Source organism: Pseudomonas sp. NPDC088444 (genome assembly GCF_044900175.1).
Classification (GTDB): domain Bacteria; phylum Pseudomonadota; class Gammaproteobacteria; order Pseudomonadales; family Pseudomonadaceae; genus Aquipseudomonas.
In genome coordinates this window covers 1-23,460 of record NZ_JBJDNK010000014.1, presented here as the reverse complement: position 1 = coordinate 23,460, position 23,460 = coordinate 1, and the positions used below count along the sequence as shown (strand labels likewise).

Sequence of the window (23,460 nt, the reverse complement as noted above, 5' to 3'; positions counted from 1 at the left end):
AAGTCGAGCCGTTAAACAAGTTGTGGAAGATTCTATGTTGGTGGGTCAACCGCATTCGCCACCAGAGGCGGCTCCCACAATGATCGCGGCGAATCCAGACCTCTTGTTTAGCCACGGACCGGTGGGAGCCGGCTTGCTGGCGAATGCGGTGGGTCAGTCACCCAAGTTGTGGCTGATCTGACGCCTTCGCCAGCAAGCCGGCTCCTACAGGGTCTTGCGTGTGGCGTAATGAATCAGCGTTTGACCGAGCCTTCCTGGGCCAAGGCGCGATCAACCATTTGCGGCGCCAGGCCCAGGTAGTTGCACGGATCGGTCAGACGCTGCAGTTCGGCCAAATCAAGGCGCTCCGTGACCGCGCCTTGCGCGACCAAGGCGTCCAGCAAGCTGATGTTTTCGTCGTTGGCCACGCGGCAGGCGGCGTACACCACGTCGTGGGCCAACTGACGACCCAGTGCAGGTGCAAGCCCCATCATCACGGCTTCAGCGACGATCAGGCCCTGGGTCATGTTGAGGTTTTTCAGCATGCGCTCCGGGCGCACTTCCAGCCCGGCAAGCATGAATTTCGCCTGACCCAGCGAGGCAGCGCTGAGGGCGAAGGCTTCCGGGATGGCGATCCATTCGGCCTGCCACGGACCGGTGGAGCGCTCGAAGTCCTGAATCATGGCGTCGAGCATCAGGCCCGCCTGTTGACGTACGCCTTTGGCGGCGGCGTACATCAACTCGCAGGAAATCGGGTTGCGCTTCTGTGGCATGGTGCTGCTGGCGCCGCGGCCTTTGACGAACGGCTCGTAGGCTTCACCCAACTCGCTGGTCATCATCATCATGACGTCCAGTGCGACCTTGCCCAGCGACGCGGTGACCAGCCCGAGGAAGTTCAGGGTTTCAGCCAGACCGTCACGGGCCACGTGCCAGGTGGCTTGCGGCACGCCCAGGCCCAGTTCGGCCATCAACGCCTCCTGCACTTCCAGGCCTTTGTCGCCCAGCGAAGCCAGGGTCCCGGCGGCACCGGCGAACTGGCCCACCTCCACCCGTGGGCGCAGCTCCACCAGACGCTCGGCGTGACGGTCGAACATGCTCAGCCACACCGCGCACTTGTAGCCGAAGGTGATCGGCAAGGCGTGTTGCAGGTGGGTGCGACCCGCCATCGGCGTGTCGCGGTATTTCTGCGCAAGCCCCGCCAGCAGCCCGCGAACGGCCTGCACATCACGCTCGACCAGCTTCAACGCAGCGCGCACTTGCAGGACGACGGCAGTGTCCATGATGTCCTGAGTGGTGGCTCCCCAATGCACGTAGCGCCCGGCCTCACCGCAGGTTTTCGACAACTGCTCGACCAACGGCAGGATCGGGTAACCGACGATTTCGGTCTCGTGCTGCATCAGCGCCAGATCCAGCGATTCGAAGGTGGCCTTGGCGGCGATCTGTTCAGCGGCCTCGGCCGGGATCACGCCACAGCGGGCTTCGGCGCGGGCCAGCGCCACTTCGACTTCGATGTAACGCTCGATCAGCGCCTTGTCGGAGAACACTTCACGCATTTCGGCGGTGCCGAACATGTCGCGGAACAGCGCAGAGTCAAAAACGGTAGTGGACATGGAAAGGGTCTCAAATGTTGTTATTGGCCGTACATATTAATTATGTCCGTACATAATTATTACCCGCTGCCCTGATACACTGTCAACTCGCTGTGGGGAGAGCTCGATGGAAGGCATCAATCAAACGCGTTACGCCGCGGTCGCCAGTGACCTGATGGAAAGGATCAGCAGCGGGCGCTACCCGGTGGGTTCCTTACTGCCCACGGAATTCGAGCTGTGCGAGCTGTATGACGTCAGCCGTCACACCGTGCGCGCGGCGATCACGCAGTTGCAGAATCAGGGAATGGTGTCGCGGCGCAAGCGGGTCGGCACCCGCGTCGAGGCCGCCACACCCAGCGGCGGCTACTCGCAATCACTGGCCTCGGTGGCCGATCTGGTGCACGTGGCCGAAACGCACATTCGTGACATTCAGGAGGTCCGGCATTTCGTCGCTGACATCGCCCAGGCGCGGCGTCTGGGGCTGGAACCGGGGTCGCATTGCTTTTGTATGTCGAGCATCAAGGTCGACGTGGGTCAGCGCAATGCGCCGTTGTGCTGGACCGATGTGTATGCCGATCAAATGTACGCCGAGGTCATTCCCCTGGCTGAGCAGTGCCCCGGTGAATTGATCGCAGCGTTGATCGAGCGGGAATTCGGGCGACGGATCGATGCGGTGGACCAGCAGGTCCGGCCTGTGCAATTGAATGGAGAATTGGCGGCGCGCTTGAATGCCGCAGCGGGGTCGCTGGGACTGAATATCGTGCGCCAGTATCGGGATGATCAGGGCGGGTTGATTGCCGTGTCAGAGACGGTATATCCGGATGACCGGTTTACCTTGGTGATGCAGATGAAGCGTGAGAAGCGTGGCGTATCGCTGGACCTGTAACAACCCGATACGGCTGCTTAGATGTGTGGAAGATTCTATGTTGCCCGGTAAACCGCATTCGCCACTCAGTTGGCTCCCACAATGACCCGGTCGGACCCATACGTTTTATTCGACGCCAAACCTGTGGGAGCCGGCTTGCTGGCGAATGCAGGGTGTCATTCACCCTCATCGTAAATGACTCATCGCTTTCGCCAGCAAGCCGGCTCCCACAATAATCGAGTGGACCCGAAAACGCCGGGGTCACCCTTACCGGATTATCAAAGGTTAAACACCGTCACCAACTTGGTGTTCAGATACGCCTCGATCGCTTCGGTACCCCCTTCCGAGCCATAGCCCGAATCCTTGATCCCGCCGAACGGCACTTCCACCAAACCAATGCCCTGGTGGTTGATCGACAGCATGCCCGCTTCGATGCGCGTACTGAGAATGTGCGCGGTTTTCATCGAGGTGGTGAACGCGTACGACGCCAGACCGAACGGCACACGGTTGGACTCTTTGACGGCGTCCTCAACGGTGTCGAACGGCACGATCAGCGCCAGCGGGCCAAACGGCTCTTCGCTCATCGCGCGCATGTCGGTGGTCAGGCCGCTGAGTACGGTCGGCTGGAAGAAATAACCAGGACCGTCCACCGCTTTGCCGCCCACTTCCAGTTTCGCGCCCTTGTCGCAGGCGTCCTTGACCAGTGCCGTCAGCGCCGGAGCACGGCGTTCGTTGGCCAGTGGCCCCATGGTCACGCCCTGCTCCAGACCGTTGCCGACCTTGACTTCATGGGTCAGGCCGACGAACTTCTCGATGAATTTCTCGTACACACCGCGCTGCACCAGAATCCGCGTCGGCGATACACAGACTTGCCCGGCGTTGCGGAATTTGGCACCTGCCAGCGTGCGCGCGGCCAGGTCCAGATCGGCGTCGTCGAACACCAGTGCCGGGGCATGGCCGCCGAGTTCCATCGTGGCGCGCTTCATGTGCTGACCGGCCAGCGCGGCCAATTGTTTGCCCACCGGGGTGGAGCCGGTGAAGGTGACTTTCTTGATGGTCGGGTGAGCGATCAGGTAGCTGGAAATCTGCGCCGGGTCACCAAACACCAGGCCGATCACACCGGCCGGAACGCCCGCATCGACGAACGCACGAATCAGTTCGGCAGGCGAGGCCGGGGTTTCTTCCGGGGCCTTGACGATGATCGAGCAACCGGCGGCCAGTGCCGACGACAGCTTGCGCACCACCTGGTTGATCGGGAAGTTCCACGGTGTGAACGCAGCAACGGGACCGACCGGCTCCTTGATCACCTTCTGTTCCACCGAGACATTGCGCGACGGCACCAGACGGCCATAGGCGCGACGCCCCTCTTCGGCCAGCCAGTCGACGATGTCGGCGGCAGACAGGGTTTCCATGCGCGCTTCGGCCAGCGGCTTGCCCTGTTCCTGGGTCATGATGCTGGCGATGCTGTCGACGCGCTCGCGCAACAGATTCGCGGCTTTCTGCATGATTTTGTAGCGGTCATAGGCCGGGGTGTTGCGCCAGGTTTCGAAGCCGCGCTCGGCAGCGGCCAGGGCCTTGTCCAGATCGGTGATGTCGGCGTGGGCCACGGTGCCCAGCGTGTCGCCGGTTGCCGGGTTGATCACGTCAAGGGTGCGGCCGTTTTCACTGGCACGCCATTGGCCATCGATATACAGCTGAACGTCTGGGTACATAAAGAAAACTCCGAGTGCGCCTGCAGAAGACGGGAGAATGGGAAACGCGAGGGCAGCCAATTTATGGGCATATGCCAGTAAGGGTCAAGGCAATGTCGTACGATGTCTTATACATATAATTTAATAACGCAATCAGGCATTCATATCTGCATCAGTTGCTGCGCGTAGCGACGCAAGGTGTCGCGCTGAATCTTGAAACTGGCGTACTTGCCTTCGCGCAGCGTGGTGATCAGCCCTGCCCTTTCCAGCTCTTTGGTGTGATGGGACACCGTCGCGGCACTGACCGGGTGCACCTTGAGGATTTCTGCGCAGGGAACCGCTTCATGACTCGCACCGATCTGCATCAGGATCTGATAGCGCCTCTGGTCTGCCAGCGCCCGGGAAATGGCTGCCACTTGCAGATCAGTCATCGGAATGGGTTGTGCCGTGCTCATGTCAGGTCGATTCGCCTCAGTTAAAACCTCCATGTCTGAAAACAGACCCGCCGCGAACGGGAGTGCGAAAAACACGCGCCAGTTTCGACGCCCTTCGCTGTACGAAGGTTCACCGGCAACAGGATAAGCGTCTATCGCAGACCAACGAAACATTTTCTGGCATTCTGCGCGGCCTTTTTCCGACTGCCCGGCGCTGCGCCCATGCCTGCCTTTTGTACACAATTTTCAAATGAATTGTTTTTCATCCTGTCGACATGCTGTACAGTCGAAAAACCTGACCTGTTAGACAGCTTTTGTATACAGGTCAGCACCGCTTCAACTGCAAAGCCCATGACCGAATAAAAACAATTGGCAGGCTAAACATGACCACACCCCAAAGCAGTTCCTCAGCGCGTGCCGCTGCGCGCAAAACCGATCTGATCTACGGCCTCAACGACCGGCCGCACTTCACCGCCGCGATCTTCGCCGCCCTGCAACACGTGCTCGCCAGCTTCGTCGGCATCATCACCCCGACCCTGATCGTGGGCAGCGTGCTGGGACTGGACAGCGAAGTGCCCTACCTGATCAGCATGGCGCTGTTCGTGTCCGGGCTTGGCACCTTCGTTCAAGCCAAGCGTTTCGGGCCGATCGGCTCGGGATTGCTGTGTCTGCAAGGCACCAGTTTTTCCTTCCTCAGCGTCATTCTCAGTGCCGGTTTTCTGGTGAAGAGCCGTGGCGGCGGCACCGAGGAAATCCTCTCGACCATTTTTGGTGTGTGCTTCTGCGCCGCATTCGTCGAAGTGGTGCTGAGCCAGTTCATCGGCAAACTGCGCAAGCTGATCACCCCCGTGGTCACCGGCACCATCATCACCTTGATGGGCCTGTCGCTGCTCAAGGTGGCGATGACCGACATGGCCGGTGGCTTCGGTGCGCCAGACATGGGCTCGGCCACGAACCTGGGGCTGGCCGCTCTGGTGCTGGGCACCATCGTGATCCTCAATCGTTTCAACATTCCGTTACTGCGCCTGAGCGCGATCATCATCGGCCTGACGCTGGGCTTTCTCGTCGCCTGGTACATGGGCCGCGTGGATTTCGCCCACATGCCGCAGGTGCCGGTGATGAGCATTCCGGTGCCGTTCAAATACGGATTTTCCTTCGATCTCTTAGCCTTCATTCCGATCGCGGTGATCTTTCTGGTCTCGCCGCTGGAAGCCGCCGGTGACCTGACCGCCAACTCGATGATCTCGCAGCAGCCAGTGAGCGGCCCGACTTACATTCGCCGGATCAAATCGGGCCTGCTCGCCGACGGCCTGAACTCGGCCATGGCCGCGACCTTCAACAGCCTGCCGATGGTGACCTTCGCCCAAAACAACGGGGTGATCCAGTTAACCGGCGTGGCCAGCCGCTTCGTGGCGTTTTTCATCGCCGGGATTCTGGTGCTGCTGGGGCTGTTTCCGATCATCGGGGCCGTGCTGCAACTGATGCCAAAACCGGTGCTCGGCGGCGCCACGTTGATCATGTTCGGCACGGTGGCGGTGGCCGGGATCAAGATTTTGTCCGAGGCCGGACTGCATCGGCGCAACATGCTGATCGTGGCCATCTCCCTCGGCATGGGGCTGGGCGTGGCGGCGGTGCCAGAGGTATTGCGTGAACTGCCCAAGGCGCTGCACAACATCTTTGAGTCGCCGATCACCGTGGGCGCGTTCTGCGCGATTCTTCTCAATATCTTCCTGCCAGAAGAGGCGATGGAAGAAGAACTGACCGAGTTCGATCCGGAAGCCTCCACCGTCAAGGTACTGCAAGATCCCGAGACCGAACCTCTGGCAACCCGCGCGGTCGCAGAACTGAACCGCTAGGCTTCAGAGGCAGGGGCCATTTCGCGCCCCTGCCCGACCTGGCCACCGGAGCACATTCATGCCGCGACACCCGATCCGTTTTCTGTTGCTCAGCCTGCTGATCCTGGCGCTCGGTGCCTGCGCCCTCTTCCCCAACCGTGACCCGCTGAACATCAACGTGGTGGGTATCGAGCCGCTGCCGGGGCAGGATCTGGAGATTCGCTTCGCCGTCAAACTGCGCCTGCAAAACCCCAATGACACCGACATTCAATACGACGGTGTCGCGTTGAATCTGGACGTCAACGGCAAGCTTCTGGCCTCAGGCGTCAGCGATCAAAAAGGCACCATCACCCGGTTTTCCGAAGATGTGCTGACCGTGCCGGTCACCGTCTCGGCGTTTGCGGCCTTGCGTCAAGCGGTTGGGCTGACGGAGAAGCAGAGCCTGGACAATCTGCCCTACGAGCTACACGGCAAGCTCGCGGGAGGGTTGTTCGGCACCATGCGGTTTCACGACAGTGGAACCTTGAGCCTGCCGCAGCCGGCAAGCGGAAGTTGGTGACACGCTGTAGCAGCACGGCTTACCGGCGGTGGCGATTTCACGGCCCCTGCCGCCGGCAAGCCGGACTGCTAAAGTGCATCTGCGATGTCAGTCTTTAACGAACCGCACCCCCGGCTTCACCCGTTCATCCACCACCAACTCGAACACATCCGGTCGCGCATAGTGACCAACCACATCAAAGTCATAGCGCGCACGCACCAGCTCATCCGTGTCGATTTCCGCTGTCAGCAACCCTTGCTCGCCCACCAAAGGCCCGGCCAGAACCTCGCCCATCGGGCTGACGATCACACTGCCGCCGTTGATCAACGGACGATCGGATGGCCAGTTCGCCACCTCAATACCCAGCGCTTGCGGTGATGCCTGAACCTGACAGGCGCTGATCAGAAAGACCCGTCCCTCCTGCGCGATGTGGCGCATGGTGCACTGCCACATTTCCCGCTCATCCACCGTCGGCGCACACCAGATTTGCACGCCCTTGGCGTACATCGCCGTGCGCAGCAACGGCATCTGGTTTTCCCAGCACACCGCCGCACCGATGCGCCCTGCCCTGGCGTCGATAACCGGCAGCGTCGAGCCATCGCCTTTGCCCCAGATCAGCCGTTCGGTGCCGGTGGGCATGAGTTTGCGATGTTTGGCGACCAGGCCGCCCTCCGGCTCGAAGAACAACACCGTACAGAACAGGCTGCTGCCCGAGCGCTCTATCACGCCAGTCACCAGACTGGCGCCGGTACGGGCCGACAATTGCGCCAACGCATCGGTCTCAGCACCGGGTACGTCGATCGCGTTCTCAAAGTAACGAGCGAACGCATCGCGCCCTTCCGGCAGCCGATAACCCAACTGCGTACCAAACATCTCGCCTTTCGGATAGCCGCCCAACAGCGCTTCGGGCATCACGACAACGCTGGCGCCCGCGTCGCGAATGGCCGACTCATAAGAGAGGATCTGCGCCAGGGTGTCGGCCTTGCCGCCGGGGAGCGCGCCAATCTGCAATGCGGCAACGATGGATTTGGCCATACGGGAAGCTCCTTAAACATGGTGTGAAGTGGCTGTTGCGGATTGTCTTCCCACCCCCGCACCGACAGATATTTTGGACTATTCGGCCATTTTTGAGCCCTCAAAAGCCTGATGACGACGCTTTTTTTGGACTTCTAGCCGTGGACGGACACATTTGATGTACTAATCGTAGGTGCCGACATAAATGGCGGACTTTAAATCGTCAAATCTCACCTGAGTGTGGGGGTGGGTCCTGAGACTGTTCCAATCCCAAAATTCTTAGCCGGGCTGTATGCGAGCTGAAGCCAATGGAAGTCATCGATCCCAATGTCCAAGCTGGACCTGCAAATTGGGGCGGCAGCGATTAGCACATGCCAAGCTGCTCAAGCTCAGCATCAATGCGCTGTAAGAGAGCTGTACGAGAACTTGCACCCTCTTGAGCTAGAAATGTTGCCACGAGGAGAGTTGCTGGATGGACGTTCAACACGCCAGCGAGCTGCGTTACCTTGTCAATAGTCGGCCCCTTCAACCCGCGTTCTAGAGTGCTCAAATAGGTCCGACTGCTGATGTCCGAGAAATCCTCTTGCGTAAGTCCCCTCTGCTTACGGATGTCCCGAAGCACGTGCCCAAATGCGATATTCAGTTCCAATTTTCAGATCCGCAAAAAGGAACGATGAAGCCTTTTTGAGCTCTATAGGACTACAATCTATAGTGTTCATTTTGGAGGAGCCATGTTTACTACCTATCGAAGCTCAGAGGTTCAGCTCCCTCACGAAGCGAACTTTCGATTCGCTGAAACACAAAGCTGGCCCTACGTTGAACAAGATCTCATGTACCCGTGGTTTTATCTCAAGGCAGTACGAGAGAGCTCACTCGATAAGGATGCGTACATGCTGATGATTCAGCATGCAACGGACGTGGCATCCCTAGTCCGGCGTAAAAGCTCACGGTGGTGGATTGAGCAGGTGCAAATTGTCACCCCAGACCACATGAACGGGACCGGACGTTGGCTTATGGAGCCCGTTCGGAGGATCTCTCTTCACAACTCCCCCAGCTTGGGCGGTCAGTGTGAGTCCTTTGAGGTCGAAAGTGGCAAATGCTATACCCTTGCCGGTTCAGGGGTTTTGGAAAATGCCACTTTGATACAGGTGATATTCGATGCGGCGACCGATCTCAAGAATCCCACTCGGTAGCGTGTTTATCGTCGGTGTGATATCCATGACGAACCGTAGGCCTACGAGCCATCGATTGACACTCACAACCACCACACGAGAGCAGATCAGCGACCTCGTTAGAATTGCCACTAGCAGCGCTGATCAGTAAAGACTGCAATATGGTGAAATGAATCTAGTTCTTTAGAGAAATGAGTAGATCAATACGGCAGCGACGGCAGGTGCTATCCGGCTGGGGCTGCACGAGATCCAGGAATGACAACACCGCGCGGTTTGCAAGAACTGCCGTCACTGGCGGATTCACGCACCTACAGCGACTCTGTGCAGCTCCATCCGGGCACATGGTCTATACCCTCTCGGTCGCGCCATCGATAGGCTATTGATAGCACCCAGGTGCCGCCAATCGGCATCAGCAGCTAACGGATAGGCATAAAGCCGTGAATTGGTTTGAGACGTAGGTGAACAGCAGAGGGCAAAAAGCCAGAGGATGCATCCAAAGCATTGATAACCTTTGATCGGAGCGGGGCCGCGCCGAATGGTCTGTATCGGCGCGACAGGGACCTCAACTCAATGGAGGTTCCTGCCTGCAGATACGGCGGCACATGTCAGCCGATTTCATCTTCCAGTTCCGATAGACGATCATACCGGCGCTGAATGTCCGATGTGCTTTCGCAGTAGATGATGAACGCACCGCCGCGACTGATAGTGTCTTTGGCGGCGGCAATAACGCCGTGAAAAGCAAACGTATTCTTATCGCTTTTGAGATCATCCCATGCCGTCTGGGTAATCTGCAGGTTGGTGTCTAGATAGCGAAAATCAGTGCCCACGTGAACACTCCTTGTGATGAGATAGTACTCATCGTACACGTTACATCCTAGGCTTTCATCCCATCCGAGTTATAGACGAATAGCCGATCTCCTAATTTCGGGCGACGTTGGCAGTCTGAATATGCTGACCTGGTTCGCTCCACGGTCCTGAGTGACCTGCCTTTGCGGCGCTGCATTTCATCTGTTGCAGCTCCGCTCGCCATGGAAATCGCAGGGACACCATGATCTGAGAGAGATGACACCGCTATGTGAAACAAACCTTTGACTGACACCAGTCGATACCCGACCACCGTGCCCAACCAGCTAAGTTCGCCCATTGTCTCCTCCCATGCTGCTTTTAGCACAGATTGTACAGATGGATTATTAATACCATCTTTCATTGTCGTAATGAACGCGCCATTGGGCTTCGTCACTACAACGTCATCACCTTTGATTCTAAATACTACATCCCCCCTGAGTCCATTCGGGCCCTGCCCTGCAAATGTGCCTGGAACGACATCGTCCGGCGAGGACGCAATTTCACTAATTTTTTCGATTACAAACCGTCGATCAGCCGGGACATGCAAGCTCAATCGTCCGCTAAAATAACGCTCACGTTTAACAGCGAAGATAAGCCACCCAAAAAAAATGGGAGTTCTCTCTGGGCTTTCAGATTTTGAGCGTCCACATTCGAATAAACTCAGCATTTGACCGCTGCTTTGATAACCACTTAAAATAATCATCAAACTCTTCTTCCGACCAAGGGTCTAGCGGATCGAGATTCACAGTAGGATATTCAAAATTAAAATCATTTGACCTCAATCCAGAAAAAACGACTTTGTTCATCTCTCTTCCTGGTTGTACGGATACCGCCCAGCGCTCATCAGTAAATAGATATTTTTCGCTATCGATAAACATCACCGGCCCTTCTACTGATGGATAGACGCCAAATACATACCCCCCCAAAGATATATAACATGCCTTATCTTGCAATTTTTGGCCGGCAGCGATAGTTTCTTTAACTGGGTTAAAATCTTGATCACAGATCAAGATGACACCCCTATCAGTTTTATGCCTTATATAAAATTCACACATTTCATCACCTTCCGATCGAGTCCATCTGCTGTTTAATGTAAGCATCTGGCTTACTTTTAACCCATTCACTGAATTTTGATAGCAGCGTATCAACATTTGGATTAGGGCGCGCTGCTGATTCTATAATCTGAGTGTACGTACGTCCACTATTAACCAAGTAATCAACTGTTGGCCCTAGCGGGTCACCGTAGCGATTCATGTTAACCTCATAAATATAATCCCTCAGAGGCGCTGGCGTGAGATCTTTATACTCAATTCCAAGCTGTCGCCTAGCTTGATTAGCCTCCATTGCGAGAGATCGAAGCTCATCGTCAGTCATACCTTGCTGTATTCTCTGCGAGTATGAAGAAAGTTCTGATACTTTTTGCTCATACTCTTGTCGCAATGGATTGTCTTTTATATTAGAACCTAGAGAATCAATCAGCTTTTGTTGATCCGCTGACCGGTCAAATGCTTTTGCTTCATTTTTAATCGCTTCACTTTCGGCCGCCTGACCTGCGGTCGGCGGGCTCTTAAGAATAGAGCTGCCACCCAGAAGCCCGTAAACGAGGAGATTTACTCCATCGGCAGCGGTTTTTTCCAGAGCTGCCTGCAACCATCCGCATTTTCCTGCGCAGTTGTCTACGATATCTGCATAGAAATCAGCTGATTGCTGGTAGGCGTCACCTACCGTAATGTCCTGAGCTTTGAGTTTGGTGTAGGCGTTCCTGTCGATTTCAATCTGCGCCCGCATCTGCGCCACGCAGACGGTGTCACCGGCGTCCCAGCAACCTTTCAGCTTGGCGACGTTCGCCGCTGATTCCTTCGCTAGGTCTTGGATAACGGTGAGTTCGCAACCCTGTACCCCTTTACAACCGGCAAATCGATCGGCGTATACATCAGGCCGCCCCTGATTGAGGAAGTTGTTGTTCACCGCATTCTGAGCTGCGCTCCCACCAGCGACTGCATTAGCGGCGCTGCCACCTGCGATCGCACCTGATAATCCACCCGCCAAAGTTGACAACGCTGATACGACTTGTCGTTCCTCCTCAGTCAGATCCTCAGTCTTTTTGCTAGGATACATCTGGCGCGCTACGACCTCTCCAATGCTTGCCCCAGCAGCTCCAGCCAATGCTGAGTTGCCTTGTGCCTGAGCTACCAACGCCCCCAAAACTGCGTGAGCCATCAGGTTGGCGTCGGGATTGTCAGCGGTCAGCTTGTGAATTTGCTCTGCCAGATACGGGGCAGCAGCCCCCGTAAGCGCCTGAGCGATATTTCCGCCCGCTAACCCCTGCAACGCAGCCGTCACCGCTTGCGCCGTCATCTGGTAGTTGCTGCCGGTACCGTATTGCTGCATTACGGTATTCGTGATCTGCTTCGAGATCTCCTCACTGGAAGGATTTGTATTCCCTTCAGCGATGAGTTTGTTACGCGCCGCAGCGATCGCGGCTGGATCTTTCTGGGCGTTCGCAGCGTTGATTGCACCCTGCGTGCGGATGATATCCATCGCTTGGTTGCCGATATCACCAATCAACTGTGCTTCGCGCAGCCGGTTTTGCTCCTTTTCCTTGTCGAAGATGGGGCTCAATGCGTTGTTGGCGTGCTCGACATCATGGCTAAGGGTTGCAACGTCCTGTTGTTGCTCGCCAGCGTTACGAATGGTCAGTTGCCCATCAGAAATGGCAGAGTGCGTAGTACTGCTATCGCTTCCGCTATGGCTAGCTCCTACCAAAAGGACGCTGCCCGAATTGCCCGTGAACATCGCACTTGTTTTACCGCTAGTGCTGCCACTGACGCTTTCGTGTTGGGCCGTAAAATCTGCCTGGTTTTTGAGGTCAGTCCAACCAAGCGTGCCAGTGCTGAGAGAGTTTTTATTGACCTCTGCGGTACTCGCAATGACAGCACCGTTCAACTGGGTGTGATCACCCACGGAAACTTGATAGCCACCTTTGCCCGCATACAGGCCTGTCTGCTCCTGCACGCTCTCAAAATTGGACTTGATCTTGTCTTGGCTAACACTGAGAGAAGCACTACCGGTCATGCTCCCAAATGTAAAACTCGCTCCACCGCTGACGTTCGTTTGCTTGGAATCGTATTTGTCTGAGTCCTGCAGGCTAGTCAGCGACAGGTCTCGTCCAACATTTGCGATCACTTGCTGGGCGCTCGCTTGAGCCCCCGTGAGCGTGGTATCTCGCCCGCTCGCCAAGGTGAGCTTATCGCCGGCATCAAGGGTGGTTTCAGTCCAGGTTGTGCCGTTACCCTTTTCCTTCCCTGAACCGCTGTTCCCATTTGCGAAAATCGAGAACCCGGCATGATCGCTACCCACCCCTAGGCTGATGCCGACAGCACCACCACCACTTTTGTTCGAACCGTCTACCTTTTGCGTATTGGCAGCTGCGATCAGGTTGATGTCCCGGTTCGCAGATACCAGCATGTCACTGCCAGCCTGGAGCTTGCTGCCAACTATGTTGACATCCCCGTCCTGACCAACGCCTGCGCCGCTTCCGGTCGCGATGATATTGAGATTGTTGCCAGCAGTGACCGAACTTCCCTGGCTGACATTTTGTTCCTGAGTTTGCTTGGAACTGGATTTCTGAGCCCCAAGGGACAATGCAATGCCTACAAAGTCACCTTGTTCGGCGCCTGAGTTGATCGCCTCAGCTGCCTGGTAGGTTTGATAACCACTCAGCCCTGCCTTGACCCCCTGCAACGCCATCAAGCGTGAGTCATCCTCATCTTTGACCGCCTTGGCGTTTTCAATCGTGGTGTTGACGGCATCACCCACCACGCCCGACAACGCAAGCGTCAAACCACTCTTCTTGGCCTCCTGCTCTTGCGTGACAGTGCTCCGATTCTGGGCTTGGACAATGTTGACGTTTTGGCCGATCAGATTGATGTCTTTGCCAGCGATAACGTCTGACGCCTTGATAGTCAGATCTTTGCCAGCGGTAACGTCCACGTCGCCCAATACGCTACCGATGGTGCTGCCCTTTTGCGTCTGGCTCTGCGTGCCCTGATCAAAGGTGTTTTTTGCCGTTCCCAGCGTAACGCCGATACCTCCGGTACCCATCAGTCCTGATTTTTTAGTCGATTGACTGCGCTGCGAGCTAAAGCTCTGCGCACCGCTGTCGATCAGGACGTTGTTACCCGCCTGCAAGGTTGTCTGCTCAGTAGAAATGATGTTGCTGGCTGACACGAGCACATCATGACCAGCCTGAACCAACGTGTTGTTCCCGCTGAGCGTCGAGCCGGTCAAGGATGTCTGCGTCGACGAATCACTGTTCATCTTGCTCGTCGTAGACAGACCAAAACCGCCCGACTTTGAAGAAGCCGATGCGCTAGACTCGCTATTCTCTGCCGCAAGTACGTTGACGTCATGCCCCGCCAACACAGCCAGGATGCCGTTATCACTGTTGGCTTTGGAGCCTTGCAAATTGACGTCATTCACGGCGACGACAGTGGTTTTCTCGCCAGCGTGAATTGAAGAGCCCACCGCGACATTGCTGTCACTCTCGGTCATCTTCGAGCTTTTCTTGCCCCACGAACCTTTCTTGGTTTTGGCGTAATAGGAGTAATCACTGTCTTGCGCAGCGAGCAGGTTGACGTTCTCACCAGCGTAGAGATAAGCCTCTCCCTTTGCGCTCGCCTGACTGGCAATGACGCTCAGATCCTTGCCTGCGCTCAACGTAAGATCACCACCAGCAGTTATCACCGTTGATACCTGATTTAGGTGATCTTCCTGCACCGTCACCTTTTTACTTTTGCTGTACGAATGATCTTCGTCAGCAGCAGAGCTCAGCGTCAGATCACCCTTCGCGGCCATGGCGATGTCGCGCTTGGCATCGATCTGACTGGCGATGGCCGTTACGTCACGTCCCGCTGTGACTGACAGGTCTCTTCCTGCCGAGGTGAGGCTGCCGGTCTGGCTGATTGTCTGATTGAACAGGCCGCCACCGGCCTGGAATGACTTCTGGGTTTCTGTCGTCAGCAGGTTGACGTCCCGCCCCGCTGTCAGGGAAAGATCACGGCCACTTTGCAGCGCGCCACTGTTGGTAATGTCTCGCCCCGCTGACAACGACAGGTCGTTTGCCGCCTCGATGCGAGCGGCGCTGTCAGCGAAATCCTGACGCGTGGTGACGTAGCCATTGCTCGCTTGCGCGCTGGTGACCGTGCGCTCGTTAAGAATGTCGCCATTGGTGGCTATGAGCGAAACGTCCCGACCCGCGATGATCCCACCGGATTTGTTGGTCAGGTCGTTGCCCGCCAGCAGCTCCAGCCGGTTACCCGCTTGAACCAACCCGCTGTTGACCAGATTCTTGCCTGCCGTGGCCGACAAATTGTTGGTGGCTTTGAGGGTGCCGACGTTGTCGAGGTTTTCGCCTGCGATGAGGGTGACGTCGTTGCCGGCGATCAGTGCGCCATCGGGCGCCAGGCGGTTGTCGGCCTGGGCCAGGTACAGCACGGGCACCAGCACTTTTTCGCCATTCACTTCGTGCTCTTCGAGCCAGACGATGTCGTGGGTCAGCGCAGCGACCTGCTGAGAGGTCAGAGACACGCCAACGGACAGATTGAGCGCGTCCTTGCTGGCGATGGCGTTGTTCATCAGGTATTTGAACTGATCCTCGTTGGAGGTCTGTCCATCGATGAAGGCCTGGCCGGTACGCGCTGTGATGGCTTGCTGAACGAGGCGTTGCTCGTAGAGGCCGTCGCCCAGGCGCTTTTGCGCCAGATCAGGGTCGTAGCCCAGCGCCGAGAGCATGTAGTCCGAGCTCATGAATTGCTTGAGGTCGGTCAGCACCGGGTTGGTTTCGATGAGGTATTTGCCGGTGCTCGGTTTCGCGGCCGAGCTGGGCAAGCCTTGAACACGCGTCAGACCGTCGCCAATCGTTGCGTCGATAGTGCTGGCATTAGCCGAAATACCTGCACTTTGTCGGTCGGCAACCGTCAGCAATTGTCCTGTGGCAGCAGGAGCGCTGGCATTGCCCACCTGTACGCTTTGTGATTGAACACCCGGCTGGGTCTGGTTGCGCTGGGTCGTTGTGATGGACGCGTTGCCAAGACTCCAGTTTTGCGGGGTGGAACTTGCTTGACTACTGCCTTGGCCACTCAGGCGAAACAGACCGTTTTGACCACTGGGCAGGCTGAAACCTGGCAACGTGGTCGGATCGACCTGTTGCTGGGCGACGTCAGGGGGAAGCTGTGCGTTGAGCGAAACAACGGTCGGTGCAGCTTGCCCACTTAGCTGCGTCAGACCCATCTTCGACGCACCGACGCCGAGAGTTACTCCTTCGCGTACAACACTGTTGGTAAGGTTCTGGGAGGCGTTGATATGAACCGCACCACCGGCCTGAACGACAGCGTTGGCGTAGGTGGATGGGGTGGTATAGGTGATGGTGTTTTCGAAGAATGCGGCATTCTTCACTGCGCTCGGAGCATCTGTGCGTACCCCATCCGTGTAGTGCGGAACAGTGAATGCATACCTTGCCTCGTTGGTATCTACACGGATCGTGCCGAAACTGAAATAGCGGTCAGCCTCTCCCCCGGTGGCACGGAGCCCTACGCCGATAATGGATTCGACGCCATTGGCATTCCAGAAATGCATGTTGGGTCTGGTGAACCCATTTCCGCCGATGTATCCGTTAGCGCCTGAATCGTACGAGGGATCATTTGCAGCGTTGTAATCCATCACGGCGCGCCAAAAGGCAATGTTCGAAGCCGAGCTGCCAGGCTCAGCGAATGCCCGACGTACCGTGTAATCACCAACCGACGCGCCCTGATTGGAGAAGTTCTGAAGATTGAGCGTCAGATCGGTACCCGCGCTCACGGTGGATGCATTGTTTAAAAAGTCGCGCCCATACCCCGTTAAACTCCTGCCTGCCGTCATGGATGCAGACGCGGAATCCTTAACGATGCTGGAGGAATAATTTTCTTCCCAAACCATGTAACTCGCTTGCGCGCCGCCGGTGGCGGACGAACAGCCGTAGCACTGCACCCCAATCGCGCCAGAAACCAAGCCACCCGTGGTTTCGAACACATCCTTGCGGTTCTCGATATGGTCTGCCGCGAGGGTCATATCCCCCGCGCTTTCAATGCTCGCCGAAATGTTGTTGATCGAAGAGGCCCAGCCGTTGCTGTCATCCCTCGCGATGCTGATGTTGCCCAAGCTGTAGACGTCTGCGAAGCGGTTGGTGAAGTCACCGACGCGCAGCGCCATGTCACCACCGCTGAAGATCAGACCATTCTGGTTGGTCAACGAATTGGTAGTAACGCGCAGGTTGCCCCCCGCACCCAGCGCTCCCTGGTTATCGATGGAGCCTGCGCTTACCGTCAGCCCCTCAATGGAGGACAGCCGCCCCAGATTGGTAAGGCTGCCGCTGCTGGAAACAGTCCCGGTTGTGCCGGCCGTTATTGCTGCAACCGACGCCAGATTGACCTGAGCGGCATTCAGTCCAAGCGCACCCTTGCTGCTCACACGACCATTACCGCCATAGCTCCCGGAGAGCGACAGGGAGAAGCTTCCGTCGCTGGCCAGCAGACCGTCGTTTATCCAATCGCCGCCAGTGCCGACGAATGCGGTTGAAGCCAGCAATTGCCCGGTCGCCGTCTGCGTGAAGTTATTGACGTTGACGTTCAGCGTGCCCGCCTGCAAAACACTGCTGTTCAGCCAGCTGTCGGCATTCAGGGTCAGGGCCCCACGGGTGATGAAGCTGCCACCGGCACTCATGACGTTGCCCGTGGAAATGCCGAAGTTGCCACTGCCCACATGCAGCACGCTGCCGCCTGCGTTGAGCAGGCTGCCGACACCCAACGCCAGGTCAGTGTTGGCGGTTTCCAGGGTGCCGTTGCGGTTATCCAGCAGGCCGCCAATCTGGAAATTCGTCGTGCCGTTGGTGCCCAGAGCCCTCAGTTTGCCGGTCTGGTTGTCGAGGCTGGCAGCTCTGATGTTGAGGGTGGTGTCGCTTTCGATGATGCCCAGACGGTTGTTCAGGGCGCCGCTCAAATTCAGGTCGATTTGCTGCCCGGCGATCTGGCCGTCGTTGTCGCCGCTGTTATCGAAACTGTTGCCGGTGACGTTGATCTTTTGCTTGGCGTACAGGCCGCCGTTGCGGTTATCAAAGTTGCCGCTACCGGTGTTGATCAGCGCGTCACCGGTCTGCGCGGAGAGGCGACCGCCGTAGTTGTCGATGCCGGCCAGGGCGCGAATGTCGAGGCGTTGCGCCTGGGTGATGCCGCCCTGACGATTGAGGTCGTAGCCGTTTTTCAGCACGCCGGTGATGCGCGCGGTGAAGGCGTTTTGCAGGCTGGAGAGCACGCCGCCCCGGTTGTCGACGTTGTTGGCGGTCAGGTTGAGATCGCCGCCCTGGGCGATGATCTTGCCGCTCTGGCTGTCGATGTTGCCGCTGATGGTCAGGTTCAGCGCGCCTTGGCTTTGCAGCGTGCCCCGGCTGTTGGCGAGGCTCGCGGCCTGTACCGTGAGGCCGGCATTTTTGCTGTAGATCAGGCCGTCGTTGGCGTTCTGGATCGCGCCGCTGGCCGTCAGGAGTAGTGGGGCATTGGCGGCGACAGTGCCTGCGTTACTGTTGTCCAGGCCGCCAGTGAACAGGGTCATCGTCTGTTGGCTGGCGAGTTGACCGCCCTGGTTGTTGATCTGGGTGGCGCGACTGATCAGCAGATCACCCGCGCTGGCGAGCTTGCCGTTTGTGTTGGTCAGGCTGCCGAGCAGGTCGAGGGTGACGCCAGCGTTGCTGGCAATGCTGCCGGCGCTGTTGTCCAGATCGGTACCGGTGAAACTCAGGGCCTGCTGTGCGTTGATCGTGCCGGCGGCGTTACCCAGTTGCGCGGCGGTGACCGTCAAGCCGGCGCCACTGTCGATCAGGCCGTTCTGGCCGTTGTCCAGCAGGCCGCTGACGGTGTAGGTCTGCCCTGCTCCGCTGGACAGAATCCCGCCCCGGTTATCGACGCTGGCTGCGTTGACGGTCAATGCCTTCTGGCTGACCAGCGCGCCGTTACCTGCATTGAGCAAAGCACCTGAGAGGTCGACCCCGACGTTGCCGTTACGGCTCGACAGCGTGCCGCCATTGCTGTTGTCGAGGCTGCCGCCGCTAACGCTGAGCCCTTCCCAGCCGGAGATCAGGCCCAGTTTGTTGAGCAGTGAATCAGCGTAAAGGGTGAGCTGCTGATTGCTGATCAGCTTGCCGTTGCTGTTGTCCAGCGTACGTCCTGTGAGGCTGAAGCTCTGGTTGCTGGAGACTTCACCGCCAGCGTTTTTCAGGTCGCGCAGGTGACTGATCGTCAGGGGATTCTGGGTGGTGATCAGGCCGTTGCTGTTGTCGAGGTCTGCGCCGTTCAGATCGAGGTTCAGCGCAGTGGCGCCCAGCAGGGTGCCAGCGACGTTATTGATGCCGGACGCTTGCAGGTTGAGCGTGTGTGCAGCGTTGATCAGGCCGTCGTTGCTGTTGTTCAGCAGGCCATCGACGGTGAGGGTCACGTCGCCACGACTGGTCAGGGTGCCTGCGCTGTTGTCCAGCATGCCGCTGCTTGCATCGAGGCTGGCGGCGGCAATCATGCCTTTGACGTTGGTCAGGGCCTGAGCGACGCGCACGATCAGCGCCTGATTGCTGAGCAGTTTGCCGTTGCTGTTGTCGAGGCTGTCTGCGTTGAATTCAAAACCGAGACTACTGGAGATTTCTCCGTTCTGGTTGTTCACACCTGCCAGGTTTTTCAGCAGCAAGGCACCCGGAGCGTTGATCAGGCCGTCCTGGTTGTTGAGCTGGCCATGGTTGAGGTCGAGGGTCAGGCTGGCGTTACTGAACAGCGTGCCGCCTTGCTGATCGAGCCCGCTGACGCTGGCGATCAGCGCCTTGTTGCTGCCGATGCTGCCACCGGTGCTGTTGCTGAGGTGTGCAGCGCTCAGCTCAAGGCTGTCGGCGCTGGTCACGCGCCCGTTGTGGCTGTTGTCGAAATCGCCAGTGTGAATCGACACCGCGCCTTTGCCGCTGATGCTGCCGTTATGCGAATTGTCCAGGCTGGCGCTGTTGAGGGTCAGGCCGCCGTCGGTGATCAACTTGCCGCCTCTGCTGCTGACGGAGCCGGTGCTGTCGATGCTTAACGTCCCGGCACTGGACAGACTCCCGCCGTCGTTGGTCAGCGAGGCGCTGCGAACACTGAGCGTGCCTTCGCTGCTGAGCAGGCCAAGGTTGTTCAGCAGGTCGCCGCTCAGGCCCAGATCGACGTTTTGCAGGCTGAGCAGGTTGCCGCCGCTGTTGTCCAGGCGTGTGCCGGTCAGGCTCAGGCCGGTCTTGCCAGACAGCACGCCGTTGTTGCGGTTGGCGAGTTGATCGACCGCCAGGCTCAGGTTCTTCTGGCTGAGCACGCGCCCTGCATCGCTGTTGTCGAGCTGCTGCGCCGTCACGCTGATCGAGTCCTGGCTGGATACCTCGCCACCCCGGTTGTCGATATTGGCGACGTTCAACGTCAGCAAGCCGTTGGCGCTGAGCAGACCGTTGTGGCTGTTGTCGAGCCGGGTGCCGGTCAGGCTGAGGCTTCCCAGCGCGATGAACTGACCGCCCTGTTGTTGCAAGCCGCCGATGTTGGCGATGAGGTCTTGCTTGCTGGCGATTTGTCCGACGCTGTTATCGATGCTCGCGGCGTTCAGCACCAGCTTGCCGTCGGCGATCAGCGCAGCGTTGCGGTTGATCAGATCGTCGTCAACGCTGAGGGTCATCTCGCCACGGCTGCTCAGCAGGCCGTCGGTGTTGTCGAGACTTCCCGCGCGGGCATCGATGGCCGCTGCGGAAATCGCGCCATTGACGTTGGCCAGCGCATGGGCGACGCGCACCATCAAGCTCTGATTACTCAGCAGTTTGCCGTTGCTGTTATCGAGGCTGTCGGCGTTGAACGTAAAACCGAGTGCGCTGGAGATTTCGCCGTTTTGGTTGTTCACACCCGCGAGGTTTTTCAACAGCAAGGCGCCGGGCGCGTTGATCAGGCCATTCTGATTGTTGAGCTGGCCGTGGTTGAGGTCGAGGGTCAGCGTGCCGTTACTGAAGAGCTCGCCATCGTGTTGATCGAGGCCAGTAACGCTGGCTGTCACAGCCTTGGCGGCGGCGATGCGACCTCCGTCCTGGTTGGTGACCTGCGCTGCATTGAGGCTCAGGCTGTCGGCGCTGGTGAGCTGGCCGCTGTGGCTATTGTCGAACGCCCCAGTGCTGACAACGGTCGCGCCCTTGCCGGAAATCGCGCCCTGATTGCGGTTGTCCAGGCTGGCACTGGTCAGCGCCAGTGTGCCGTCGGTGCTGATCGAACCCTGCTGGTTACGCACCGTATCGTGGGTGACAACCGACAAGGCACCGGCGCTGGACACCTTGCCAGCGGTGTTGGTCAGCGTTTCGGCGGCGATGTTGAGGGTACCTTCGCTGCTGAGCAGGCCACTGGCGTTGTCAAGATCACCGCTGAGGTTGACGCTCAGATCGGTCTGCGCAGACAGCGTACCGCTGCTGTTATTCAGCAAACCGCCGTCGAGGCGCAACGCGCTGCCCGCGTAAATCAGACCGTTACTCTGGTTGAAGACGTTGGCGATGTTGAGGCCCATCGCGCCGCCAGACAGCACTTTGCCGACGCTGCTGTTGTTCAGCTGGCTGGCCTTGATGCGCACATCGGCGCTGCTGGAGAGCTCGCCGCTGCGGTTGTCGATGTCCGAAACATCGAGGTTCAGTGCTTTTGTCGAGCCCACCAGGCCGCCCGCGCGATTGTCGAGCTGGCTGCCCTTGAGGGTCAGATTGCCTTGGGCGACCACTTCGCCTTTCTGGTTGTTCAACGTGTTGATGGTGGCGTTGAGGTCGCGCTTGCTGGAGATGCGCCCGTTGCTGTTGAGCGCCACATCGGCGTTGACCAGCCCTGCCCCACCTGCACTGACCAGGCCGTTCTGGTTGTTTAGCGTGCCTTGAACGTTCAGGGCCAGATTGCCCCCGGCGGTGATCTGCCGGCCGCTGTTGTCGAGGCTCTGGCTGGTCGTGGCATTCAGGTCACGGCTGGCAATCACCGTTCCGTTGTTGCGCAGGTTCTGCGCATTCAGCACCACATCACCTGTCGCATTGCGGCTGTTGTCGGCGTTCACCCCCGCTTCAACAATCGCATTGTTAGTCAGTTGTCCGTTGCTGCTCAGGCTGATGCGATCACGTGCGGCGATGTTCTGCTGAATGGTCAGCGCGTCGCGGATCTGTACGTCGACGTTGCTGCCGTAGATTGCGCCTTGTACGTCAGCGCTGGCCGCCTTGACGTTGACCGCACCGTCGGCCGCGACCTGGGCCATGCTCAATTGGCCGTTAGCGTCGATCTGGATGTCGCCTGAGCTGGCCGCCAGGTTACCGGCCAGTTTCACGCCCACACCGGCTTCGGTGCCCACCAGGCGGATCGCGCCTGCATACATGCCGCCGAGGGCAGAGCTGTCGATGGCCAGTTGTGGTTTGGCGCTGCCGTCGTCGGCCAGCGCGGTGGCGTTGAGGGTCTGGGCGTTGACGTCGTTGCGGCCGGTGACGATGTTCAGCTGGTTGGCGTGCAGTTCTGCGTTGATTTTTGCGCTACGAGTGATGATGTCGAAGCGGTCGACGTTGTCGGCGTTCAGCCCTGCGCCGTCGATGGAGACGCTGCCGCCGTCGACATGGAAGTGGTCAATCCCACCTGCGCTGTCGAGCACCGGTTTGCCGGTGGTCAGGGTCGCTTGCGGGGTGTTGATGAAGCCGCAGCCGTTGCAACTGATGCCGTACGGGTTGGCTACGATGACGTGAGCAGCCTGCCCGGCCACTTCGGTGTAGCCCTTGAGCTGCGTGGCGTTGGCGCCGGTCACTTCGTTGAGAATGGTGCTGGCGGCGCGGCCGTTGAGGTTCTGGTTGCCGAGGATGATGCCGCCCAGTTGCGTGCTCTGGGTGCGGTCGGTGGCGTTGTTGAGGATCACACCCTCGCTGCCGACGTTGTACTGCTGGTACTGGTTGTGCGACAGGCCGTTGGCGTTGGGCGCGGCGATGTTGACGATGGGCACCCCGTTGCCCGCCTGGCCCAGCGTAGTGTTGGTGGTGCCGCTCACGGCAATGCCGTCGGCCTGCGCCAGCAGCGGCTGCCAGAACATCGCATTGGCGAGGATCAGGGCGAGGCCGCGTTTGGGCAGGCCGCAAAACGAGGATCGCTCGATCAGTTTCGCGGAGGGTTGGCGGGCAAGAAAGTTGAAGAAACGAACGTCCATGTCAGGCATCCCGGCGAAACGTTAGAGGAAAAAATCCAGGCGGAAATAGATCGGCGATTCACGCTCGATCAGGCCGGCCGGACGCTCCAGAGAGTGGGCAAAGGTGGCGGTCGCCGCGACGTGCTGGCCTCGGGCGAAAAATTCGAATGAGTTGCTGGACAGACGCCCGTGCTGGTCGCCGTTGTAGCGATCGTTGCGGATCACGCCCTGGTCGTAGCCGACTGC

At 58.3% G+C, this 23,460-nt stretch carries 12 protein-coding genes and 1 pseudogene; 3 read left to right on the top strand and 10 right to left on the bottom strand.

The window, feature by feature from the left end:
- Positions 1–233: 233 nt before the first annotated feature.
- Positions 234–1,589: an adenylosuccinate lyase family protein gene (locus tag ACI2KB_RS24165; RefSeq protein ID WP_404638730.1), complete on the bottom strand. Its 1,356-nt coding sequence runs from the start codon at positions 1,587–1,589 to the stop codon at positions 234–236.
- A gap of 115 nt (positions 1,590–1,704) precedes the next feature.
- Between ACI2KB_RS24165 and ACI2KB_RS24160 the strand changes: the two genes are divergently transcribed.
- The gene (locus tag ACI2KB_RS24160) at positions 1,705–2,454 is read left to right on the top strand and encodes a GntR family transcriptional regulator (RefSeq protein ID WP_404638908.1); all 750 of its coding nucleotides are present in this window, start codon (positions 1,705–1,707) and stop codon (positions 2,452–2,454) included.
- 257 nt (positions 2,455–2,711) lie between these two features.
- Here the strand turns inward: ACI2KB_RS24160 and ACI2KB_RS24155 are convergent, their stop codons facing one another.
- Complete coding sequence (locus ACI2KB_RS24155) at positions 2,712–4,145, bottom strand: NAD-dependent succinate-semialdehyde dehydrogenase (RefSeq protein WP_404638728.1); 1,434 nt, start codon at positions 4,143–4,145, stop codon at positions 2,712–2,714.
- Positions 4,146–4,285: 140 nt separating this feature from the next.
- Complete coding sequence (locus tag ACI2KB_RS24150; RefSeq protein ID WP_404638726.1) at positions 4,286–4,579, bottom strand: ArsR/SmtB family transcription factor; 294 nt, start codon at positions 4,577–4,579, stop codon at positions 4,286–4,288.
- Positions 4,580–4,941: 362 nt separating this feature from the next.
- Here ACI2KB_RS24150 and ACI2KB_RS24145 point away from each other — a divergent pair, with 362 nt between their 5' ends.
- Both ACI2KB_RS24145 and ACI2KB_RS24140 read left to right on the top strand, forming a co-directional pair.
- Positions 4,942–6,414 carry a nucleobase:cation symporter-2 family protein gene (locus ACI2KB_RS24145; RefSeq protein WP_404638724.1) on the top strand — a complete coding sequence of 491 codons (1,473 nt, stop codon included), beginning with the start codon at positions 4,942–4,944 and terminating at the stop codon, positions 6,412–6,414.
- A gap of 58 nt (positions 6,415–6,472) precedes the next feature.
- Positions 6,473–6,952: an LEA type 2 family protein gene (locus ACI2KB_RS24140; RefSeq protein WP_404638722.1), complete on the top strand. Its 480-nt coding sequence runs from the start codon at positions 6,473–6,475 to the stop codon at positions 6,950–6,952.
- Positions 6,953–7,039: 87 nt separating this feature from the next.
- Here the strand turns inward: ACI2KB_RS24140 and ACI2KB_RS24135 are convergent, their stop codons facing one another.
- From ACI2KB_RS24135 to ACI2KB_RS24105, 7 genes and pseudogenes are all read right to left on the bottom strand, one after another.
- A complete protein-coding gene (locus ACI2KB_RS24135) occupies positions 7,040–7,966 on the bottom strand; it encodes a carbon-nitrogen hydrolase family protein (protein ID WP_404638720.1) in 927 nt (308 codons plus the stop codon).
- A 343-nt stretch (positions 7,967–8,309) separates the two neighbouring features.
- The gene (locus ACI2KB_RS24130; RefSeq protein ID WP_404638906.1) at positions 8,310–8,567 is read right to left on the bottom strand and encodes a helix-turn-helix domain-containing protein; all 258 of its coding nucleotides are present in this window, start codon (positions 8,565–8,567) and stop codon (positions 8,310–8,312) included.
- Positions 8,568–9,722: 1,155 nt separating this feature from the next.
- Positions 9,723–9,944: a hypothetical protein gene (locus tag ACI2KB_RS24125; protein ID WP_404638718.1), complete on the bottom strand. Its 222-nt coding sequence runs from the start codon at positions 9,942–9,944 to the stop codon at positions 9,723–9,725.
- A gap of 47 nt (positions 9,945–9,991) precedes the next feature.
- Complete coding sequence (locus ACI2KB_RS24120) at positions 9,992–10,666, bottom strand: hypothetical protein (protein ID WP_404638716.1); 675 nt, start codon at positions 10,664–10,666, stop codon at positions 9,992–9,994.
- On the bottom strand, positions 10,593–11,018 hold the full coding sequence (locus ACI2KB_RS24115; protein ID WP_404638714.1) for a hypothetical protein: 426 nt from the start codon (positions 11,016–11,018) through the stop codon (positions 10,593–10,595). The genes ACI2KB_RS24120 and ACI2KB_RS24115 overlap by 74 nt, the downstream gene beginning before the upstream one ends.
- Positions 11,019–11,022: 4 nt before the next feature.
- Complete coding sequence (locus ACI2KB_RS24110; RefSeq protein WP_404638712.1) at positions 11,023–23,235, bottom strand: hemagglutinin repeat-containing protein; 12,213 nt, start codon at positions 23,233–23,235, stop codon at positions 11,023–11,025.
- A 21-nt stretch (positions 23,236–23,256) separates the two neighbouring features.
- Positions 23,257–23,460, bottom strand: a pseudogene (locus ACI2KB_RS24105) (ShlB/FhaC/HecB family hemolysin secretion/activation protein); the annotation flags it as partial.